Genomic DNA, 5,153 nt, shown 5'->3' with positions numbered 1-5,153 from the left:
CCTACACCCATACGCCGGGCAAGATCAAAAACGGCGATACTGCCGATATCGCGAACGATCATTACAACAGGTACCAGGGCGACGTCGATCTGATGCGGGGGATGGGCGTCAAGGCCTATCGCTTCTCGATCGCCTGGCCGCGAATCTTTCCCGAAGGCACCGGCCAGCCGAACCCGAAAGGGTTCGACTTCTACAGCCGCCTCGTCGACGCACTGCTGGAATCCGGCATCGAACCGTTTCCGACGCTGTTTCACTGGGATCTGCCCCAGGCGCTGCAGGACAAGGGCGGCTGGCTTTCCCGCGACACCTCAAAAGCCTTCGCCGACTACGCCGGTCACGTGGTCGGAAAATTCGGCGATCGCGTCAAACACTATTTCACGATCAACGAATTCTTCTCTATCGCCGACATCGGCCACCGTGGCGTTGAAGACGTCATCGATGGCAGGAAGATCAGAACCGAGTTCGCCCCGGGCCTCAGGCTGTCGAACGCCGAGCTGAACCAGGTCCGGCATCACACCATCCTCGCCCACGGCCTGTCCGTTCAGGCCATTCGTGCCAGCGGACATGCCGGCACCCGATGCGGGCCGGCGGACAATTTCAGCACGGCGGTGCCGGCAATCGAAACGCCGGACAATATCAGGGCCGCGGAAATGGCGACGCGCGAGATGAATGCCGGCTTTCTCACCGCCATCTTCGAGGGAAAATACACCGACCGATATCTCTCCGCTTACGGCAAGGATGCGCCGAAATTCACCGACCAGGACCTCGAGACGATTGCCGCGCCGATCGATTTCGTCGGCCTGAACGTCTACCGGCCTTCCGTCTACGTGGTGGCGTCCGACCAGGCGTCGGGATTCCGGACGATCCCGTTCAACAAGTCGCACCCGAGGATGCTCTCGACCTGGCATTTGCTCGGCCCCGAGGCGATGTATTGGGCGCCGCGGCTGGTGCATTCGCTATGGAAACTCAAGGAAATCTACATCGCCGAGAACGGCTGCGGCGCCAGCGATGCGATGTCCGAGCGCGGTATCGTCGATGATTCCGACCGCATCATGTTTCTTCGCAACAACCTCACCCATCTGCAAAGGGCAACCCGGGAAGGCATTCCCGTGAAGGGATATTTTCACTGGAGCCTGATGGACAATTTCGAATGGAGCGACGGCTATGCGACCCGGTTCGGTCTCGTCCATGTCGACTTCAAGACGCAGGCGCGGGTGCCAAAGCTCAGTGCCGGGTATTTCCGCGAAGCCGCCACCAGGAACGCGGTGGTGTGATCGTCGGCCACCGCGATGAACAATGTGATCGTTCGCAGTTGGATGCGGGAAACGAAGAAGGGTTGATGGATGATGGACTTGGAGAACTCCGGGCCCACGGCGCGGGTCGCCGTGGCGGGTCTCGGATCCATCGGTGCGAAGGTCGTGCGCGAACTCGACCGCGGAATTGAGGGATTGGTTCTCGCGGCGGTCGCGTCACAAAATCCCGACAAGCACCGCGCCTGGCTGGGCGGGCTGACGACAAAGCCCGCGGTCCTGCCGATCGAGGCGCTGGCGGAAGCCGCCGACATCGTCGTCGAATGCGCACCCGGCAAGCTCGTCAGGTCGATCGTCGCCCCGGTGGTTTCGCGCGGCAAGACCGCGATCGTGCTCAGCGTCGGCGCGCTGCTTGAAAATGAGGATCTCATTGTCCTGGCCAGGGAGAATGGCGGCCAGATCGTGGTGCCGACCGGCGCGCTGATCGGTCTCGACGCCGTGACCGCGGCGGCGGTCGGCACCATCCATTCGGTGCGGATGGTCACGCGCAAACCAGTCGAAGGCCTCGTGGGCGCGCCTCATCTCGCCGACAACAACATCGACATCGCCGGCATCGCCGAACCGCTCAGGGTATTTGAGGGCACGGCGCGCCAGGCCGCGAAGGGATTTCCGGCCAATCTCAATGTCGCGGTCGCGCTGTCACTTGCCGGTATCGGTCCCGACCGGACGCGGGTCGAGATCTGGGCTGATCCGACGATCACGCGCAACACCCACCGCATCGAGGTGGATTCCGATTCCGCGCGCTTCTCGATGTCGATCGAAAACATTCCGTCGGAAAATCCGAAAACCGGGCTCATCACCGCGCTTTCGGTCATCGCCTGTCTTCGCAAGCAGCGCGCGTCGCTCCGGATCGGGACTTGAATTGGCAACGACGTCGGGTGGTCAGGCTGCGCCAAGAAGGATCACACCCGAAGCCAGGATAAGGCAACCCAGCACTCGCCATGCGCTAACCGGCTCGCGCAGGATCAGCATTGCGAACATGGCGCCCACCATCATCGACATTTCGCGCGCAGGCGCCACGAGGCTGAGCGGAGCTCCCATCTCGATGGCGCTGAGGACAAGGATGTAGGACAGCGGCGAAAGTGCGCCGACACCCACTGCCAGCAGCCAATGGCCCTTCATCTGTTCCATCGCGCGGGCCGGGTTCGACAGGATGACCGGCGCAAGCATGAAGAAACGCAGCAGATTCGAAAACCAGTCGAGCACCACAGGATGGATGCCGAGCATCTTGACGCCGTATCCGTCGATCACGGTGTAGCTCGCGATCAGCGAGCCTGTGGCCATCCCCCAACGCACCCCATCCTGGCCGCGAGGCCGGCGAAATGCGGAGAGATCGCCTTGGGTGGAGATCAAGAAGATTCCGGCGACCACCGCAAGCAATCCGAGTATGCCCTGCGGCGAGGGCGTTTCCCGGAGAAGGATAAACGCCCCGATCGACGACAGCATCGGACCGGTTCCCCGTGCGATTGGATAAACCACCGAGAGATCCGCGACCTGATAGCCGCGTTGCAGACACAGGCTATAGGCGAGGTGGATTACAGCGCTAAAGACAAGGCAGCTGGCGACCGCCAGGCTCCAGCTGTGCGTGCTGTGCACGAGAACCCAGCCGACCCACGGCAGATAAGCGACACAGGCGACGAGATTGTAGGCGAAGACGAACGCCGCGCCGGCAGCGGCGGCGCGCTTGGAAAGCAGATTCCAGGTGGCGTGAATGAAAGCCGCGAGGATTACGAGGGAAAGCGGGAGCAGCGACATGAGACCTCCGTGCCATCAGGCGCGCGCAAGATCTCGACATCTCCTCCTCTGGGCTTTTGTCCCTCGGGTGCAGCCGCGTGCTACCGCGGTTTCCGCAACGCTCGGACCGGCGACGGCTTACGGCCATCCGGAACCCTAGTTGCCACTCAGTCGATTTAGAGAATGATATCCTTTGGATTCCGGCTCTGGTCAACTGCAAATGTCGCTCGACCCGCAAGGCAATTGCCGTTAGTTGGTCCACGAAATACGAGGATCGCTAAGTCGGGAGACGACTATGTCGGTGATCGCGACCATCGATCAGCTCGAGGCGATCTACGGCCAGCCGAATGAGGCCTCGACCGTCAAGGTCGCGGACCGCGTCACGCCGGCCTACCGCATCCTGATAGAGAAATCGCCGTTCGCGGCCCTGGCGACCTCCGGACCTGAAGGACTGGACTGCTCGCCGCGCGGCGAGCTGCCCGGCTTGGTCCGCGTTCATGACGAGAAGACGCTGATGATGCCGGATCGCCGCGGCAACAACCGCGTCGATTCGCTCCGCAACATCGTGCGTGACCCCCGCGTTGCGCTGTTGTTTCTGATTCCCGGCTCCGGCAGCACGCTGCGCCTCAACGGACGCGCGCAGGTCTCCGTCGATCCAGAGCTGCTGGCGTCGTTTGCGATCGAAGGCAAGGCGCCGCGAACGGTCGTCGTCATCACCGTAGCCGAGATTTATTTCCAGTGCGCGCGCGCCATCGTGCGGTCCGATCTCTGGAATCCGGATCGGTGGGTCGATCCCAAAAGCCTGCCGACGCCGGGCCAAATCCTCGCCGACATGAGCGATAACCGCGTCGGCGGCGAACAATACGACCGCGAATGGCCGGAACGCGCGCGGCGGACGATGTGGTGACGACGGCCAAGGGGACTCACACCGCGAGGTCGAGCAACAGCCGCGACGAGCCCCGGATCAGGACCTTGCGTCCACGCGCGGTGATGATGGGAAGGTCGTCGCGGATGGCGACAAGCCCGAGCGCGATCAGGCCTTCGACAGAAAACCGGCTCGCTTTGGGATATTTCGCGACGGGCGTACGCAACGCCTTCAGCGCTTCCCACTGGTCGTGGGTGAGGTCGTAGTCGAATTCGTCGTTCATGGCGCCTCAAGAATATCGGGAATTCTTGCGGCGCGTCTTACGAGGCGCTCGTGAAGTTCGTGCGACCGCAACGAGTCAGGATTTCGACCTGTGGCGACGCGTCGTCACATCATTGTGTCATTGGAACATTTCAATTGTTGCGAATCATTCAGCAAATCTTAACCGCGCCGCACGCTGGCGCCGCCGTCCACCGGCAGCGTCACACCGGTGATGAAGCCCGCCTCATCGGAAGCCAGAAACAGCGCGGCATTGGCGACGTCCCAGCCGGTTCCCATCTTCTGGCGCAACGGCACCTTGCTGTCGCGCTCGGCCTCGACCTCGGCACGGCTCTTGTTGAATTCGCGGGCGCGGGTGTCGACCGCCATCGGCGTGTTCATCAGCCCGGGCAGGATGACATTGGCGCGGATGCCGTATTGCGCGTTCTGATAGGCCAGCTGTTCGGTGAAGGCGATCATCGCCGACTTGGTCGCCTTGTAGGCGACGTAGGGGTAGGTCGTGATCGCAGCCATCGAGGAGATGTTGATGATGGCGCCGCTCTTTTGCTGGCGCATGATCGGGATCACGTGCCTCGCAGCGAGGATGCAGCTTTTCAGGTTGATCGCCACGCAACGGTCGAAGGCTTCTTCGGTGATGTCGAGCAGCTCGGCATCGCCGCCGGACAGGCTGACGCCGACATTGTTGTGCAGGATGTCGACGCGGCCCCAGCGATCTTTCGCATCCTCTATCATCGCCTTGAGGTCGGCATTTTTGGTGACGTCGGCCTTGAACGCCGCCGCGGTGCCGTCCTTGGCGGCGATCAGGTCGACGGTCTCCTGGGCGGAGGCCAGATTGTGATCGACGCACAACACTTTTGCGCCTTCGCGCGCAAAGGTCAGCGCGGCGGCGCGGCCGTTGCCGATGCCCTCGCCGGGGCTCTGTCCGGCGCCGACGACGATGGCGACACGATCTTTCAGGCGCATCT

6 protein-coding genes are annotated in these 5,153 nt (G+C 62.4%); 3 read left to right on the top strand and 3 right to left on the bottom strand.

Going from position 1 to position 5,153, the window contains the following annotated elements:
- Both WCE35_RS07005 and WCE35_RS07000 read left to right on the top strand, forming a co-directional pair.
- Positions 1–1,274 (top strand): family 1 glycosylhydrolase (locus WCE35_RS07005; protein WP_424592620.1); only part of this gene is annotated, 1,274 nt, incomplete at its 5' end.
- 72 nt (positions 1,275–1,346) lie between these two features.
- Positions 1,347–2,171 (top strand): aspartate dehydrogenase, encoded by an 825-nt coding sequence (locus WCE35_RS07000; protein WP_424592621.1) that lies wholly within the window; start codon positions 1,347–1,349, stop codon positions 2,169–2,171.
- Between the two features lie 21 nt (positions 2,172–2,192).
- Here WCE35_RS07000 and WCE35_RS06995 read toward each other — a convergent pair whose 3' ends face one another.
- Positions 2,193–3,065 carry an EamA family transporter gene (locus WCE35_RS06995; RefSeq protein ID WP_424592619.1) on the bottom strand — a complete coding sequence of 291 codons (873 nt, stop codon included), beginning with the start codon at positions 3,063–3,065 and terminating at the stop codon, positions 2,193–2,195.
- Between the two features lie 274 nt (positions 3,066–3,339).
- On the opposite strand from WCE35_RS06995, the gene WCE35_RS06990 reads away from it, so the two are divergent.
- On the top strand, positions 3,340–3,951 hold the full coding sequence (locus tag WCE35_RS06990) for a pyridoxamine 5'-phosphate oxidase family protein (RefSeq protein ID WP_424592618.1): 612 nt from the start codon (positions 3,340–3,342) through the stop codon (positions 3,949–3,951).
- Between the two features lie 16 nt (positions 3,952–3,967).
- Here the strand turns inward: WCE35_RS06990 and WCE35_RS06985 are convergent, their stop codons facing one another.
- Both WCE35_RS06985 and WCE35_RS06980 read right to left on the bottom strand, forming a co-directional pair.
- Positions 3,968–4,192 (bottom strand): hypothetical protein, encoded by a 225-nt coding sequence (locus WCE35_RS06985; protein ID WP_424592617.1) that lies wholly within the window; start codon positions 4,190–4,192, stop codon positions 3,968–3,970.
- 158 nt (positions 4,193–4,350) lie between these two features.
- Complete coding sequence (locus tag WCE35_RS06980) at positions 4,351–5,151, bottom strand: SDR family NAD(P)-dependent oxidoreductase (RefSeq protein WP_424592616.1); 801 nt, start codon at positions 5,149–5,151, stop codon at positions 4,351–4,353.
- Between the last annotated feature and the right edge of the window lie 2 nt (positions 5,152–5,153).

Source organism: Bradyrhizobium sp., from assembly GCF_049691595.1.
GTDB lineage: Bacteria > Pseudomonadota > Alphaproteobacteria > Rhizobiales > Xanthobacteraceae > Bradyrhizobium.
Note: the sequence above shows the minus strand (reverse complement) of the source record. Positions and strands in the feature narration are given on the sequence as shown.